Annotated in this window: 12 protein-coding genes; 5 read left to right on the top strand and 7 right to left on the bottom strand. The window is 53.0% G+C overall.

All coding sequences use genetic code 11. From position 1 onward, the window contains the following. Positions 1-321: 321 nt before the first annotated feature. On the bottom strand, positions 322-780 hold the full coding sequence (locus TH30_RS20045) for an Lrp/AsnC family transcriptional regulator (protein ID WP_114099863.1): 459 nt from the start codon (positions 778-780) through the stop codon (positions 322-324). Positions 781-984: 204 nt separating this feature from the next. On the opposite strand from TH30_RS20045, the gene ald reads away from it, so the two are divergent. Further along, entirely contained in the window at positions 985-2,100 is a 1,116-nt protein-coding gene (gene ald, locus TH30_RS20040) for an alanine dehydrogenase (protein ID WP_114099862.1), read from the top strand. Positions 2,101-2,173: 73 nt separating this feature from the next. On the opposite strand, the gene ilvD is transcribed toward ald, so the two are convergent. Then, positions 2,174-4,027 carry a dihydroxy-acid dehydratase gene (gene ilvD / locus TH30_RS20035; protein WP_114099861.1) on the bottom strand — a complete coding sequence of 618 codons (1,854 nt, stop codon included), beginning with the start codon at positions 4,025-4,027 and terminating at the stop codon, positions 2,174-2,176. A 503-nt stretch (positions 4,028-4,530) separates the two neighbouring features. On the opposite strand from ilvD, the gene TH30_RS20030 reads away from it, so the two are divergent. Further along, positions 4,531-6,603 carry an O-linked N-acetylglucosamine transferase, SPINDLY family protein gene (locus tag TH30_RS20030; protein ID WP_114099860.1) on the top strand — a complete coding sequence of 691 codons (2,073 nt, stop codon included), beginning with the start codon at positions 4,531-4,533 and terminating at the stop codon, positions 6,601-6,603. Between the two features lie 20 nt (positions 6,604-6,623). Here TH30_RS20030 and TH30_RS20025 read toward each other — a convergent pair whose 3' ends face one another. Further along, positions 6,624-7,265: a D-glycero-alpha-D-manno-heptose-1,7-bisphosphate 7-phosphatase gene (locus tag TH30_RS20025; RefSeq protein WP_114099859.1), complete on the bottom strand. Its 642-nt coding sequence runs from the start codon at positions 7,263-7,265 to the stop codon at positions 6,624-6,626. A gap of 193 nt (positions 7,266-7,458) precedes the next feature. Between TH30_RS20025 and TH30_RS20020 the strand changes: the two genes are divergently transcribed. Further along, on the top strand, positions 7,459-8,334 hold the full coding sequence (locus tag TH30_RS20020; protein ID WP_114099858.1) for an AEC family transporter: 876 nt from the start codon (positions 7,459-7,461) through the stop codon (positions 8,332-8,334). Between the two features lie 3 nt (positions 8,335-8,337). On the opposite strand, the gene TH30_RS20015 is transcribed toward TH30_RS20020, so the two are convergent. From TH30_RS20015 to glmM, 4 genes are all read right to left on the bottom strand, one after another. After that, entirely contained in the window at positions 8,338-8,685 is a 348-nt protein-coding gene (locus TH30_RS20015; protein WP_147252085.1) for an aromatic amino acid lyase, read from the bottom strand. A 21-nt stretch (positions 8,686-8,706) separates the two neighbouring features. After that, entirely contained in the window at positions 8,707-9,249 is a 543-nt protein-coding gene (locus TH30_RS20010) for a DinB family protein (protein ID WP_181850414.1), read from the bottom strand. A gap of 49 nt (positions 9,250-9,298) precedes the next feature. After that, entirely contained in the window at positions 9,299-10,096 is a 798-nt protein-coding gene (gene thiD / locus TH30_RS20005; RefSeq protein ID WP_114099855.1) for a bifunctional hydroxymethylpyrimidine kinase/phosphomethylpyrimidine kinase, read from the bottom strand. 63 nt (positions 10,097-10,159) lie between these two features. After that, entirely contained in the window at positions 10,160-11,509 is a 1,350-nt protein-coding gene (gene glmM, locus TH30_RS20000) for a phosphoglucosamine mutase (protein WP_114099854.1), read from the bottom strand. 245 nt (positions 11,510-11,754) lie between these two features. On the opposite strand from glmM, the gene TH30_RS19995 reads away from it, so the two are divergent. Then, positions 11,755-13,794, top strand: coding sequence for a sensor histidine kinase (locus tag TH30_RS19995; protein ID WP_147252083.1), 2,040 nt, complete (start codon positions 11,755-11,757; stop codon positions 13,792-13,794). A 58-nt stretch (positions 13,795-13,852) separates the two neighbouring features. Next, positions 13,853-15,805 carry a sensor histidine kinase gene (locus TH30_RS19990; protein ID WP_181850413.1) on the top strand — a complete coding sequence of 651 codons (1,953 nt, stop codon included), beginning with the start codon at positions 13,853-13,855 and terminating at the stop codon, positions 15,803-15,805. Positions 15,806-15,828: the final 23 nt, after the last annotated feature.

Below are 15,828 nucleotides of genomic sequence, written 5' to 3'. Positions count from 1 at the left end.
ATTGCATTGTAATTCACCTAAAAGTCAAACCGTGGAACGAGAATAAATAGACAAAACTTATGACACCTTGAAAAAACAGGGATTTTATCTGTGACACATCCTCTCCGGTAGATGAATAACGGTCACATAAAATCAACCAGCACCAAATTTCCGAACAAATCTTGCGAATCTGTACATTTCCCTGACGAGTCGCAGATGCCGAAACCGGTTTTATCCCGCCGCACGACTTTTAAAAGATCAAGGCAAGGTACCATCAAGGCCCGTCAGATAACGGGCCTTGTATTCGCATCAGAGATGCACACGTTCAGTATTTCAGGGGTTCTAGACCGGCAATTCGGTGGTGCGTTTGACTTCACGAAGCGTGATCACGGTTTGAACGCGCTCGACACCGGGAAGCTGGGTCAGGACTTCGCTGTGGATGCGCTCGTAATCGGCGGTGTCACTATAGACAACATGCACCAGATAATCGCTTTGTCCGGCCAGAAGATAGCATTCGACAACCTCGGGCACCTTCTGGACTTCTCGTTCAAAGGTCTCAAGTGCTTCGCGGGTCTGACGGGTAATTGCGATATTGACGAACGCATTGCCCGGTTTGCCAATCCGGGCCGGATTGAGCAGCATCGTGTAATGATCAATAAAGCCCGCCTCTTCGAGCAGGCGCACACGCCGCAAACAGGCCGAAGCCGACAGGTTGACCTTTTCAGCAAGGTCCGCGTTGCTGATGCGACCATCTTTCTGCAACAAACGCAGGATCATGCGGTCACGTTCGTCCATCTGCATTAGAATAATCCTCCGAGATTTAGGTCATTCTTTTAAATTATCTAGCAATGATATCACCAAACGGGTCTGGAATTGAAGATTAATTGCCCCATTTTTAGGGTATCATGCACAAACAATCAAAAATGGGCGCGAAATGCCCGGGAGTCCCCGGTCAAAGCCGGGAGATAACCCGATTACCACCTGAATTCGTCGGGAGAAAACGAAATGCTGATTGGTGTTCCAAAGGAAATCAAAAACAACGAGTACCGTGTCGGACTGACGCCAAGTTCAGTCCGGGAGCTGACCATTCATGGTCACAAGGTGAAAATCGAAACCATGGCAGGTGCCGGGATCGGTTGCAGTGATGAAGATTATGTGGCTGCGGGTGCGGAAATTGTCGGAACCGCAGCCGAAATTTTTGCCACCGCTGAAATGGTTATCAAGGTCAAGGAGCCGCAGAAGGTTGAATATGAACAGCTACGCGAAGGTCAGTTGCTGTTTACCTATCTCCATCTTGCCCCGGACCCGGACCAGACCGCTGGCCTGATCAAATCTGGCGCAACAGCAATTGCCTATGAAACCGTGACGGACCGGAATGGCGGCTTGCCACTTCTGGCACCGATGTCCGAGGTGGCAGGACGCATGGCCCCGCAGGTCGGTGCAACCGCCCTTCAGAAAGCAAATGGCGGACGCGGGGTCTTGCTTGGCGGTGTTCCCGGTGTGGCGCCCGCAAAGGTTGTCGTGATCGGTGGCGGTGTTGTCGGCACCAATGCCGCAAGGATCGCTGCCGGCATGGGGGCTGATGTCACCATTCTCGATAAGAATGTCAAACGCCTGACCTATATTGATGACGTTTTCGGTCCCCGCATCAAAACCCAATATGCAACGATTGACGACACCGAAGCCCTGGTCTTTGATGCCGACATGGTTGTTGGCGCGGTTCTGATCCCCGGTGCTGCGGCCCCCAAACTGATCCGCAAGGAACAGCTTTCAAAGATGAAACCCGGATCGGTGATTGTCGATGTCGCCATTGATCAGGGTGGCTGCTTTGAAACATCCAAAGCCACCACCCATGCTGATCCGACCTATATCATTGATGATGTCGTGCATTACTGCGTTGCCAATATGCCCGGTGCCGTTGCACGCACATCAACCTTTGCACTGAACAACGCCACCCTGCCCTTTGCCCTTGCACTGGCCAACAAGGGGTGGAAACAGGCCTGCAAGGATGATCCGCATCTGGCAGCGGGCCTTAATATCCATAATGGCAAGGTCACCTACCAAGCGGTGGCAGATGCGCTTGGATATGACAATTTACCGCTGGAACAGGCCCTGTCCTGAATGCGGGCATTCCAAAACAAAAAAGGGCACCCAAAGGTGCCCTTTTTCATAACTGTTGTTGGTGCAGGACCGATCAGAACTCGACCTGACTGACATCACGAACTGCCCCCTGATCGGCACTGGTTGCCATGGCGGCATAGGCGCGAAGGGCGGTCGAGACTTTACGCTTGCGCGGCTTGGCCGGACGCCACGCCTCGGGACCCTTGGCCTCCATCGCCTTGCGGCGTTCGGCGAGAACAGCGTCGTCCACAGCGATTTTGATCGAACGGTTCGGAATATCAATTTCGATCATATCGCCCGGCTCGATCAGGCCGATATCGCCACCAGCAGCGGCTTCCGGAGATACGTGACCGATCGACAGGCCCGAAGACCCCCCCGAGAAACGACCATCCGTGATCAGAGCACAGGCCTTGCCCAGCCCCATCGATTTCAGATAGCTGGTCGGATAGAGCATTTCCTGCATGCCCGGTCCGCCTTTCGGTCCTTCGTAACGGACGATGACAACGTCACCTTCCTTGACTTCACCACCAAGAACCTTGGCAACAGCCTCGTCCTGGCTTTCACAGATCACGGCCGGACCGGAGAATTTCAGGATGCTTTCATCCACACCACCGGTTTTAACAATGCAGCCATTGACCGCAAGGTTGCCAAACAGAACCGCAAGACCGCCATCCTGACTGTAGGCGTGCGCCACATCACGAACGCAGCCCTCTTTTTCGTCAAGATCGAGATCGTCCCAGTAGCGTTCCTGAGAAAATGCCGTCTGGCTCGGAACGCCGCCTGGCATCGCACGATAGAATTTGTGGACAGCTTCGTTGGTGGTGCGTTTGATGTCCCATTTTTCAAGGGCATCGGCCATGGTCTTGGTATGCACGGTCGAAACATCGGTGTGCAACAGACCGGCACGATCAAGTTCACCCAGAATACGCATGATGCCACCGGCACGATGGACGTCTTCCATGTGGAATTTCGGGTGGTTTGGCGCAACCTTGGAAAGATACGGGATCTTGCGTGACAGACGATCCATATCGGCCATGGTAAAATCGACCTCGGCTTCCTTGGCAATCGCCAGAAGATGCAGAACCGTATTGGTCGAGCCACCCATTGCGATATCAAGCGCCATGGCGTTTTCAAAGGCCTCGAACGTGGCAATGCCACGCGGGGTCGCAGTTACGTCTTCTTCTTCGTAATAGCGACGTGCGAGCTTGACCGAAGTCCGTGCTGCTTCAAGGAACAGTTCCTTGCGCGCAGCATGCGTTGCCAGCACAGATCCGTTACCCGGAAGCGCAAGACCAAGCGCCTCGGCCAGACAGTTCATCGAGTTCGCGGTAAACATGCCCGAGCAAGACCCGCAAGTCGGGCATGCAGAACGCTCGACCACCTTGGCCTGTTCATCGGAAACATTCGGATCGGCAGCCTGGATCATCGCATCAATCAGATCAAGGTGATGCTCTTCGCCGTTCAGAATGACCTTTCCTGCTTCCATCGGGCCACCCGAAACGAACACAGCCGGGATATTAAGGCGCATCGCAGCCATCAGCATACCCGGGGTAATCTTGTCACAGTTGGAAATGCAGACCATCGCATCGGCGCAATGGGCATTGACCATATATTCGACAGAATCGGCAATGATTTCGCGCGAAGGCAAACTATAGAGCATGCCGTCATGGCCCATCGCGATACCGTCATCAACGGCAATGGTGTTGAATTCCTTGGCCACACCGCCAGCAGCCTCGATCTCGCGGGCGACCATCTGGCCCAGATCCTTGAGATGGACGTGACCGGGCACAAACTGGGTGAAACTGTTGACGACGGCGATGATCGGCTTGTCGAAATCTTCGTCAGTCATACCAGTGGCGCGCCAAAGGCCGCGCGCACCAGCCATATTGCGGCCATGGGTTGTTGTACGGGACCGATATTCCGGCATGGAAGGAACCTCTCTAAATCTTCGCGGGGTCTGTTTCTTTAATATAGTCGCGTTCTAGCACAGTATTCGCGCTTTTTGACAGTTTTTTGCCTGAAAATTTCGCACGGACCGATCATTGGGTATGATTGCTACGCGACCATCCACTTTGCACATGATAATCAGACAAGATAACAGACCATTTCGGAAATAAGTGAACCACTTCACATCTTTTATTCCATTATCCTGAAATACCTACCCCAAATACCAAAGCCACTATCCCCTTGGATAGGCGATCTTCATCCAAACAATCCATATCTTAACAAGTGATTATCGCCGCCAGGCGATTCTCCCACTCCCATTCTCGCCCCGGACCCGTAACGGTTCGGGGTTCTTTTTTTTCCGATTTGGCAACCGTCTGCCCGCCTGTCACAACTGACCACTTTAAAGGTTCCCCCAAACCCTTTAATGTCTTGAGACCAATTGCAGAATTCAGAAATGATGATCCGGCGGAGAAACGCACCCCCATGTCCGACCAACTCAAGACATTGTTGCGACGCGGACTTAGTGCGCATGAGGGTAATCGCCCCGAAGAAGCAGAGAAAATTTACCGCCAGGTTCTTGATATCGCGCCCAATAATGCAGAGGCCGAGCATCTTCTGGCAACACTTCTGACCGGACTTGGGCGCCATGGCGAGGCGATTGATCTTTTTGAAAGCTGCCTTTCAAGTTTCGGGGCCAATCCGGCCGCCAGATGCAACTATGCGATCGCGCTTGAGAGTTCAGGCCAGATTGAAAAGGCAATTGATCAGTTCAAACAGGCCATCAGCTATCACGGCGACTTCCCCACAGCCCTTTATCATCTGGCGCGTCTTGAAATGCCGCGCGGGCATCTGGGACAGGCGGTTGATCTTCTGGGGCGCTTGCTGGGGTTAAAACCGGATCATTACGAAGGCTTGTTGCTGTTTGGTGATGCGCTGCACGCACTGGGTCAGGAAGAAGCGGCTTTGACTTCGCTTGAACATGCGGCCCGGACGGCGGGGATTTCACCGGAATATATCTGTCGTGTTGGTGGCGCTTATTTGCGGCTTGGGTATCCTGAGCTGGCACAAGGCCTGTTTCAGCGCGCGCTCAGCATCAATCCGAAATTCGTTCCCGGATTGCGCGGACTTGGACAGGCACTTGCCCATCAGGGGCAATATGCCAAGGCAATTGCGCTTTTGAAAACCGCCCGGCAGCTCACCAAGGATACAGCCGATATTGATCTGGTTCTGGCAGATATCACGTTGAAATGCGGCGATATCGCAGCAACCATCGAAACCCTTGAAGCGATCCTTAAAAAACATCCTGACCATGCGACTGCCGACGCCCTTTTGCTGCGCACCAAGGTCAAACTGGCATCCGCAAACACCTCGGACCATGCCAAGGCCGCGAAGAACTGGGCAAAGCACCATATGCCGATTGCAGCAAAACCGGTATTTGCCAATAGCACACAGGCCGACAAGCGTCTGCGCATCGGGTGGCTGTCACCATTTTTCTGCGAGCATCCGTCGCATGCTCTTTTGGGGACGCTGGCGCGCCACCTGAACCGGCATGAGATCGAGCTGTTCCTGTATTCGGCAACACCGCGACCTGATGATGTCACACGGTCCTGGCAAGTCATGGCTGATGGCTGGCGCGAGGTATTTGGTCAGGACCCGATGCAGATTGCCGATCGCATTCGCAAGGACAAGATCGATATCCTGATTGATATTTGCGGCGCGCACCCGACCCAGCCGATTGAGGTCTTTGCCCTTTACGCCGCACCGGTTCAGGCCAGCCTTTCAGCGGCAACAACCGGGATTGCGCAGATTGACTATCTGATCGGGCACAAGGAAGTGTTCAGTGGCAGCCTTGCCGATAACAAACAGTTTTCCGAACGCCCCCAGAGACTGGAGATGGGGCCGTATCTTCCGGCTGAACGAGATGATGCTTTACCTGTCAGCCCGCTTCCGGCGGCATTCGGTGACGAAATTATCCGGTTTGGCTGCATTGACCGGGTTGCCAATATCAGTGACGAAACGCTGATTTGCTTTGCCCGCATCCTCAATAAAGTCAAAAACAGCCGCATCGTCATTCAGGACGACGTTCTTGAGGATTCATATGCCGCCAAGACGTTCCTGGACCGCATCCGTCAGGCCGGGATCAATCGTGACCGACTGGATCTTGCCGGTGCTGTTGCCAAAGAAGATCGCCCGGCTCTGTTTGCCCAGATTGATATCGGTCTTGCGCCGTTTCCCGCCATGTCGCTTGAAAACTATTTCGAGATGCTGTGGTCTGGCGTGCCGTTTGTATCGCTTGCCAATGACCTTCCAGGGTCTCGACTGGGGCTTGGATTACTGAGTGATATCGGGCTTGAGGCATTATGCGCGCAAACCGAAAAAGGGTATGTCGATAAATGCATCATGCTGAGTTCCGACCTTACCGCCCTTGCCAGCATCCGCGAAAACATGCGTGAACGCATCCGCAACAGCAAGGCGTTTCACCCACCGGCCATTGCCCGCGAATTCGAAGAGGCCTGCCGCGAGATGTGGCAGAACTGGTGCCTTCAACGGGGGTAGGCCCCTGACAACTCACCGCCTTATCGGGCGATCATTGAATCCAGAATGATATCAATCGCAGCGGCGAGATCATCGGCTATCACGTCTGCTTCGGCTGCTTCGGGCAGTTGCGTTTCCTTGGCCCCATGCCCGGTTCGCACCATGACCGCACGCGCCCCCGCGCCATGTCCTGCGCGAACATCATTGATACGATCACCAACCAGCACACTGTCAGGTAATGAAATGGCGAACTCGTCCGCCGCAGCCAGCAACATGCCTGGTTGCGGTTTGCGGCAGGTTGTTTCGCGCCGATAATCTCCCTCGCCCTTTTCATGATAGGGGGAATAGAAGATGCCCTGCAAAGAGGCCTTTTGTTCAGCCAACATGGCGACAAGTGCCTTATGAATATCCAGAAGCTGATCTTCCGAGATATAGCCACGGGCAACCGCCGACTGGTTGGTGACAACAATCACCGGAATCCCGGCCTCGTTCAAACGACGGATGGCGCTTGCAACACCGTCAATCAGACGCAAATCCTCGACACGTGACAGATAATGGACTTCTTCATTGATCACGCCGTCCCGATCCAGAAAGACCGCAGGAAGCAAATGCCGCCGATCCCGAAATCGGGGTGCAGGATCAATCAGATGACGTTTGACGGAATCATGGGACGGGCTTTGCATCAGCAACCTTTTACGCAATCAGTTTCGGGCAACAATGCCGCAAGCTTTGCCAATATGGCAAGTTCGCGGGCAAAAGGCACCCCACATTCCGCAGCGCGAAAAACAAAGTGGTATTACCATTATTCGCTTGCAGAAATATGGCCCGCCGTGACAGGTTCTGGTTAAAAGAACCTGATCAGAGAAAGCGTATTCAATGTTTGCCGATATTCTAGCCATTCTGGCACCGGTCTTTATTACCGCAGGACTTGGCTATTTCTGGGCCCGTGCCGGCAAGCATTTTGATACCAACCTTGTGACATCCATTGTCACCTATTTCGCGACACCCTGTTTGACCTTTGCCGCCCTTGCCACGGTCGAACTTGGGGGGGATGCCCTGATTTTAATGGGAACGGCTGCCCTTGCGGCGAACATTCTGTTTGCGCTGATCGGCTGGCCGATCCTTAAGGTTTTCAATCTGTCTCCGCGCACCTATTTGCAATCGCTGACCTGGCCGAATGTCGGCAATGTCGGCTTGCCGCTTTGCATGCTGGCTTATGGCAAGGAAGGTCTGGCTTTGTCGGTGGCGTTTTTTGCCACCTATGTTGTTTTGCAACTGACCATCGGGGTTGCTTTTGTCTCGGGCAGTTTCTCGATCCGATCACTGGCCAAGATGCCGATCATTCCGGCAACCCTGATTGCGACGGTTTTCCTTGCGACCGACACCGACGTTCCGGCATGGCTTTACAACACCACCAACCTGATCGGGCAGCTGACCATTCCACTGATGCTGTTCACGCTTGGTGTGTCACTGGCCAAGCTGCGTCCGGTCAGCCTTGCGCGCAGCACAGCGCTTAGCCTGTTGCGCCTTGGCATGGGGTTCGGGGTTGGTCTGGGTCTTTCGGAAGTCATGGGGCTGGAGGGCATCGAACGCGGCGTTGTGATCTTGCAATGTTCGATGCCGGTTGCGGTGTTCTGCTATCTGTTTGCGCAGCTTTATAACCGCGAACCCGAAGAAGTCGCAGGCGTTGTCATCAGCTCAAGCTTCCTTGCCGCCATCGCCCTGCCTGCCCTTCTTTGGTATGTGCTTTAGGGCCTAGCGGACAATCAGCCGATAGTCGCCGGTCACGGTCTTTTTTTCCGCATCCCTTTGCGGGTAAAAGCCGACTGCACATTCAAAACTGCCTTTTTGAAGGTCAGGATCGCCACGCTCGGCCGCCAATTCCATGACATGGTCACGGCAGGCCGCAACATCGGCAAAGACGGCTTCGCTGATTTCGATCTTGCGAGGCTCCGCAGCATCCGGCGTATAGACCGCTGTTACCTTTTCCCAGGGGGCGGCATCATTCTTCCAGATCAGATCGGCGATATGGCGTTCGGGATCGCCATAGCTTGCCGCGGCAAGAACAACAATCCCGCCCACCAAAATTGCACGACGTAGCATTCGTTTATTCATCGGTATCCTTCAGGCACCTTTACCGCCGGGAATTTCAAACCCCGTTCCGGGAAAAGGCGCATCATATTCAAGATGATAGTCATCAAGTGGTGGCGGTGACTGTGTGGTCTGGCCCAGCAAAACATGGACCTGCCCACGATGATGGGTTTGATAGACAAACAGATGAGACAGAATATCGGCGACGGTTTCGTGTGTAACCCCGTTATTCTGACGTTCGAGTTTCACGTCACGCATGGCATCCTTTTCGCCCAGCTGTTCACAGAAGGTCATCAGTTTATGATCTGTGTCGCGCTGGGCAGCGGCCAGTTTGGCGATATCGCGAAACGGCATTTCATTGATCAGGCAATCAGCCCCCCGTCCCCCGTCGGTAAGAGCATCGAGATAATACCAGTCAACGGTCAGCATATGGTTCAGGGATTCAAGAATTGAGGGCGAAAAATTTGTACGTTTGGCATCAAGTTCGTGCGCTGTCAGCTTCTGACAGACCCCGAACAGACTGTGATTGGACCAGGCATTATTACGCGCCTGATGAAAAAACGAAGTTCCCGGCATACCGCAAGTGTCCCAACTTTTGGCGCCCTGTGACATTTCGTTAAGTGACTTACCCGGTCACAGGATGCGCATGGTTTAGCGGACCGTTTCCTTTGCCGTAATTTGGTGCGGTTCGGATGGCTTCACGGACATAAGCCCGTGCGCGAGCAACAGAATCACTCAATCCCATGCCCTGTGCCAGCCCGGTTGCAATCGAACTTGCTAACGAGCAGCCCGTACCATGATTATTTTCAGACGGAATACGAGTTCCTTCAAAGCCCTCGATATCGCCATCCCGGCGCCACAGGATATCGACGATTTTATCACCCTCGGCGTGACCACCTTTTATCAGGACTGCCTCGGCACCGAGATCGCCAATTTTGTGCGCCGCAGCAATCATATCACCTTCGTCGGTAATTTTCATGCCTGACAATGCTTCCGCTTCGGGAATATTTGGTGTCAGAACGGTAGCCAGCGGGATCATCTTGCCAATCAGGGCCGAAACAGCGTCTTCCTGCAACAGGGGGGATCCGCTTTGCGATACCATCACAGGATCAACAACAACCGGAATACTAGCTGCCTTTTGCTTGATGAATTCCGCCACCGCTTCGATCACCGGCACGCTGTGGAGCATCCCGGTCTTGATGGCATCAGCACCGATATCATCAATCGTCACAGTCGCCTGATGAACGATCATCTCCGGGGTGATGCCCAGAACGTCGAAGACTCCGGTCGTGTTTTGCACCGTCAAGGCGGTAATCGCCGTTGCAGCATAGCCACCAAGAGCAGTTACCGACTTGATATCGGCCTGAATACCTGCCCCGCCCGAACAGTCGGATCCGGCTATAATCAAGACACGACCTTTCATGATCGACTTCCTTTATGCATGCAAAGTGTTGTTATGACGTCAGTAAACGGCGTTTAACCGGCATCAGCCTGCCACTGCGGTAATTTGTGCGACAATGCGGTCAACGATCTGTTCGACCTTGACCGCGTCATCGCCCTCGGCCATGACGCGGATCAGTGGTTCGGTACCCGATTTACGAATCAGGACACGACCGTCGCCGTTAAATGACTTTTCAGCTGTCGCAATAGCCTCGATCACGCTGCTATCGGAAAGCGGATCAGAACCGGCAGAATAGCGCACGTTTTTAAGGATTTGCGGCAGCGGATCAAACACGCGGCTCATTTCCGATACGCGACCCTCACGGCTGGCAAGAACGGCAAGCACCTGAAGGGCTGCCAGAAGGCCATCACCGGTCGATGCGAAGTCGGATAGCACGATATGCCCGGACTGTTCCCCGCCAACATTGCAATCAAGAGCGCGCATCTGTTCAACCACATAGCGGTCACCGACCTTGGTGCGGATCAGGCGCACATCATTGCGTTCAAGGTATCGTTCAAGCCCAAGGTTTGACATGACCGTCGCCACCAGCGCGTTGCCACGCAGCTGACCGGTTCGTTTCCAGTGGGTGGTCACAAGACCCATCAACTGATCACCATCGATCAACTGACCTTTTTCATCACACATCTGAACACGGTCGGCATCCCCGTCCAGCGCAATACCGACATCAGCCTTTTCGGCCAGAACGCGATCGCACATGGTTTTGGTATAGGTCGAACCGCATTTGTCATTGATGTTCAAGCCATTCGGGCTGGTGCCGATTTCGATCACATCGGCACCAAGTTCACGCAGAACCTTGGGCGCAACCGAATATCCGGCACCATGGGCACAATCGAGAACGATGCGCATGCCTTCAAGGGTGACCGAACCGGGCAAGGAGGATTTGACAGCCTCGATATAGCGACCGGGCGCATCATCAATGCGTTTTGCCCGTCCAAGTGCATTGGCCGGGACCAGCTTGCCGGAAAGGTCGCTTTCCATCAGGGCTTCGAGTTCCAGTTCGACTTCGTCAGACAGTTTGAAGCCGTCCGGACCGAACAGCTTGATGCCGTTATCCTGAAACGGGTTGTGCGAAGCAGAGATCATGACACCGATATCGGCACGCATCGATTTGGTCAGCATGGCAACAGCGGGGGTCGGCATTGGCCCGACCAGCATCACATCCATCCCCATGGAGGTGAAACCGGCAACCAGTGCCGGTTCAAGCATATAGCCCGACAGACGGGTATCCTTGCCGATGACGACCTTGTGCCGATGGTTCCCGCGCGTGAAATAATGCCCGGCAGCCATCCCGACCTTCAACGCAACCTCGGCGGTCATCGGGGCCGTATTGGCCGTTCCACGAATTCCATCGGTACCAAAATATTTGCGGCTCATGTTCTTTTCTCTGCTTACGTGACGGACAGTGATGACCGCCTCATGAATTCTGACTGCCGGTTATATCAAAGTGACGCTTCAATGCTACTCTTCAATCATCCTGACAAGGGCTAGATTTTACGCCCAGTCTGCCATCAATACGTTAACGCGATTACATGCTTACCTTCTGATAAAAGCAATGACCTGCTTTCAAAAACCCGCTATCAAAAAGGTCATCGTTTTAAAGGATTGAAACCGGGGGAATTTTGCGCGTTTTTCGCTCAAACATGGCGGTGATTGTGCTTTGGGCAATCATTATCGCTGTTTTCATTGAAATGTTCCCGGCGCCATCCCGCGCCCATGACAGGCAGCAACATTTCGTAATCGGAAACAACGGTCCGGCCAGTGATATCACCCTTGATCATTTTCTGACCCGTCTGACGACAAGCCGGGAAATATCGATCCCGGCCGACGTCATAAACATTCCCGAAACCGAATTTGAAACGATTTATAACAGGCCCGGCCCCGGATATACCGACCAGCCGGTCTGGTATCGCGCCCCGTTTATCGTTGAAAGTCGATTTGACAGCCCGGGTACCAATGCTTTTATCGAGCTGGGAGCAGCTTATCTCAACGATATTTTATTAACTGTTCTTTCCCGGGAAACAGGAAAGGTGCTTTGGGAAGACCGGGTTGGTGACAGGGTTCCCAACGATCCCGGCGCCCCGGCCAACCTTAAATATATAAGTCTTTGGCCCGAACTTGCCCCCGGTCACTACTGGCTTGTCATCCGGGTTGTCACAAACAGCGCACATGTCCTTGAAGCCAAGCTTCAGACTCAGAAAACATTCATTGCAGAAACCGGTTCGCAAAGTTACCGCAATGGCAGTTATCTTGGGGTTTTGCTTGTTGTTTTTGCCCTTTATATGACGTTTGGCGTGTTTTCGCGCGATGCATCTGTGAGCTGGTATGCGATATATATTCTGGGGTTGTTCCTGCTTAATCTCGGAACCACAGGATATGCCCAGCTGTTATTCAAGGATGTCTCGTTATATGCAAACGACCTGATTACCGGGACCGGAACGGCGATTTCTATCGGGTCATCTGTCGCAATGTGGGCCCATATTATTCGCCTGGACAAGCACAACCCGTTCCTGTTCCGTGTGATGATGGGTCTTGCCGGTCTCATGATTTTGGGGGCTCTCACCTCCACATCGGACCTTTATATCTATTATGCCAAGCTGTTCTTCATTCCCCATACATTCCTGCTTTTCATCTTGCTTGGCTATCTGATCGCGACCGGGTACCGGGAAAACAATACACTGATGTATTGGTTCTTCCTTCTTGCTTTGGGCTTTCCGACGCTGTCGGCCTGTATTCATCTTTTGATGCTGATTGGCAGCCTGCCAATCAACAGCCTAACGTCCAACATCTACAAGGCCAGCTCGACAATCCATCTGGTCATGGTTGCGATTGCCATGGGTGTTCGTGTCTATCGACTTGCACACAAGCGCATCCATGCCTATCAGAGCAATCAGCGCGCATCCCAGCTTGCCGGAGAACAACGTACATTCATCACCATGCTGTCGCATGAGTTCCGCACACCGCTTGCAATCATACAGCGCTCCTCGGAAATTCTGGGATTGCATATGCGTGATGAAGATGAATCCGTTCATAACCGACTGACGACGATCCGCCGAAATGCCGGCCAGCTATCAGCTCTTGTTGACGCCTTTCTGACCAAGGAAACCCTTGATAGTGCGACCTTCACGACATCGCGTGAACAGGTTGCCATCGACCAGTTTCTGACAGATCTGATTGCACGACGGTCCATAGAAGTTCAGGAGCAGAATGTCAGCCTGATCAATGCAGATTTCGCGATCGTCAATATTGATCGCATTCTGCTGGAACGTGCCATCATCAATATCATCGAAAATGCCCGCAAATATGCACCGGGCGCCCCGGTATGGATTGCCTGCAACCGGTCTGCCAACGGCTATGTCTATATCCGCATTGTCGATGAAGGCCCCGGCATCGCGCCGGATGAACTGGGCAAGGTCCAGAATGCATTTTATCGCGGCCGGGAATCTTCGGTGACACAGGGTGTGGGACTGGGTCTGCATATTACCAACCGGATCATTGAAGCCCATAAAGGCAGCATGTCACTTAGTGTCGGCGAACATGGCGGGACAACGGTATTGCTTAAGCTGCCCTACAACCTTCAAGCAACAGCCGGGAAAACCAACGAAATCCAGTTCGGCCTTTCGGGGAAGCTGCCCTTGATACCCTCAGACAAAAGGCGCTGACCTAATGTTATCAGCGTTAGCATCCATCAGAAAAAAGCTTGGCCATTTGGTGGTCACGATGACTGTGGTCACGGGTTTGATCGTCATCGCCCTTAATGTCACGACAATTCAATCGGCGCAGGCGCAACAAGCCCCTGAGCCCAATGAATATTCCAGACTGAAACTATCAAGCTTTATTCACGGACCGATTGAAATTACGCCCTATCTTCGATGGTATGTCGACAAGACTCGCCGTATGGTATTAAGCGATATCAGGGGGCTTCCTGACAGCGCCTTTGTCATGACCACCGGCATCCCGTCCTTTGGCTATAGCCGGGATGCAATATGGTACAGGCTGGACATCACAGTTCAGGACAAACTGACCACAAAGCCGCTCATTGAACTTAATCCCACCTACCTGAACTTTATTGATGTGATGATTGTCGCAGACGGCACACGCGACCCTGTCTGGCAAGAGCATCTCGGAGATCACGTTCCGGCAAGCGAACGGACCTATGCGGGCTCAACCCAAGTGGCCGCCCTGCCATTGCTTGACACTGGCGACTACCAGATGTTCATCCGGGTAAAAAGCAACAGTGCGAATTTTCTGCGGGCAAAATTGTGGCCTGCGGGTGATCTGATCTCGTCGCTAACCTATCGGAACATTGCGACCAATGTGTTCTTCGGGATAATCGCAACACTTGGCTTTGCCTATCTGGCGCTTGGCGTTATGGCGCGCGACCCTATTGTGGTTCTGTATGGAATCTGGGTAGCCAGCGTCGGGGGTGTTGTCGCAATTGTAAACGGTGTTGTATTAAGCGATATCCAGCCGGAAACGCCCTGGATGAATGATCTTCTTCTAGGGCAACTAAATGTCATCTCGCATGCCGCCACGGCGTTCCTGTGGTTACATATTACCGGAATCAGGAAACGACATCCCTTGATGTTCAAAATCTATTGCGGCTATAGCGCAATGATTTTGTTTTTCCTTTTTGGAGCAACCAACGATCTGTATACGGTCTTTGGCACCTATATTATTCCGAGCCATTCAGTATTCATGGCCCTGATGTGCCTTCACATCATCAGACGACTGTTCAAAAATGTTCGCAACAAGATGAGCTGGGCATTTCTGATCGTTCTGGTGATGCCGACAGGCCCTGCCATCATGCTGCAACTTGCCCATGTCGGACTGATAGAGGCAACACCGATGCGTCTGGGACTGCATCAATTCACATTGCTGTTCCACATCATCGCTATGAGTATCCTGATGGGCTTTCGTCTGGCGTCTATGGATCGAGAACGTATCTCTGTTGCAATGAAGGCAGCTGAGACCACCACACTGGTTGAAGAACAGCGCAAACTGATTTCGATGCTGTCGCATGAGTTTCGTACACCGCTTGCGGTAATCCAGAGGTCGGCTGAAATGCTGATGCTGCGCCTGAAAAACCATAAGGGCGATGTCATGGATCGACTGCAACGGATCCAGCTTCAGGCGCGCAAACTTGCCCGTCTGGTCGATATATTCCTGAGCAAGGATGGCATTGATAATCAGGAACTTTCACTGGCTCGCGAAGTGGTTTCCGTTGATCGTTTCATGGAAGAATTCGTTGCCAACACCACCCGCGAAGGTGCCGAAATTTTCCTGACCATCCACCATGCCGAAGGTGTCGAGGCCTACATTGATGAAACGCTGATTGGCCTTGCTATTACCAACCTGATTGAAACATCCCGACGTTTTGCCCATGGCAATCCATTGCATCTGGTATTGCAGCGGCAAAGCAAATGGCTAGTCGAAATTGCTATTCCCTGTAGCGGTCCGGAACTTGATGATGAGGAAATCCGCCTGATCGGGGCAGCCTTGTTCCGCAAGGACGTTGAGTCCGGTTCGCAACGCAGTGCGCTTGGCCTTCATATTTCGCAACGCATTGTCGATGCCCACGGAGGATCAATCAAATTGCGTGACCGCGGACAGTCCGGGATAGAACTGTGCTTGCTTTTGCCTATTAAAGAGCCCGCTATCAAGACATCCTGAAAGAAGATCGACAGGAAAACGGA

The sequence above is a fragment of the Thalassospira profundimaris genome, assembly GCF_003326795.1.
Taxonomy (GTDB): domain Bacteria; phylum Pseudomonadota; class Alphaproteobacteria; order Rhodospirillales; family Thalassospiraceae; genus Thalassospira; species Thalassospira profundimaris_C.
Note: the sequence above shows the minus strand (reverse complement) of the source record. Positions and strands in the feature narration are given on the sequence as shown.

Excerpts from the sequence above, each read along its gene's own strand:
- TH30_RS19990 (WP_181850413.1), top strand. The coding sequence starts at position 13,853 with ATGACTGTGGTCACGGGTTTGATCGTCATCGCCCTTAATGTCACGACA.
- thiD (WP_114099855.1), bottom strand. The coding sequence starts at position 10,096 with ATGAAAGGTCGTGTCTTGATTATAGCCGGATCCGACTGTTCGGGCGGG.
- TH30_RS20045 (WP_114099863.1), bottom strand. The coding sequence starts at position 780 with ATGCAGATGGACGAACGTGACCGCATGATCCTGCGTTTGTTGCAGAAA.
- TH30_RS20020 (WP_114099858.1), top strand. The coding sequence starts at position 7,459 with ATGTTTGCCGATATTCTAGCCATTCTGGCACCGGTCTTTATTACCGCA.
- TH30_RS20025 (WP_114099859.1), bottom strand. The coding sequence starts at position 7,265 with ATGCAAAGCCCGTCCCATGATTCCGTCAAACGTCATCTGATTGATCCT.
- TH30_RS20015 (WP_147252085.1), bottom strand. The coding sequence starts at position 8,685 with ATGCTACGTCGTGCAATTTTGGTGGGCGGGATTGTTGTTCTTGCCGCG.
- ald (WP_114099862.1), top strand. The coding sequence starts at position 985 with ATGCTGATTGGTGTTCCAAAGGAAATCAAAAACAACGAGTACCGTGTC.
- TH30_RS20010 (WP_181850414.1), bottom strand. The coding sequence starts at position 9,249 with ATGCCGGGAACTTCGTTTTTTCATCAGGCGCGTAATAATGCCTGGTCC.
- glmM (WP_114099854.1), bottom strand. The coding sequence starts at position 11,509 with ATGAGCCGCAAATATTTTGGTACCGATGGAATTCGTGGAACGGCCAAT.
- TH30_RS20030 (WP_114099860.1), top strand. The coding sequence starts at position 4,531 with ATGTCCGACCAACTCAAGACATTGTTGCGACGCGGACTTAGTGCGCAT.
- ilvD (WP_114099861.1), bottom strand. The coding sequence starts at position 4,027 with ATGCCGGAATATCGGTCCCGTACAACAACCCATGGCCGCAATATGGCT.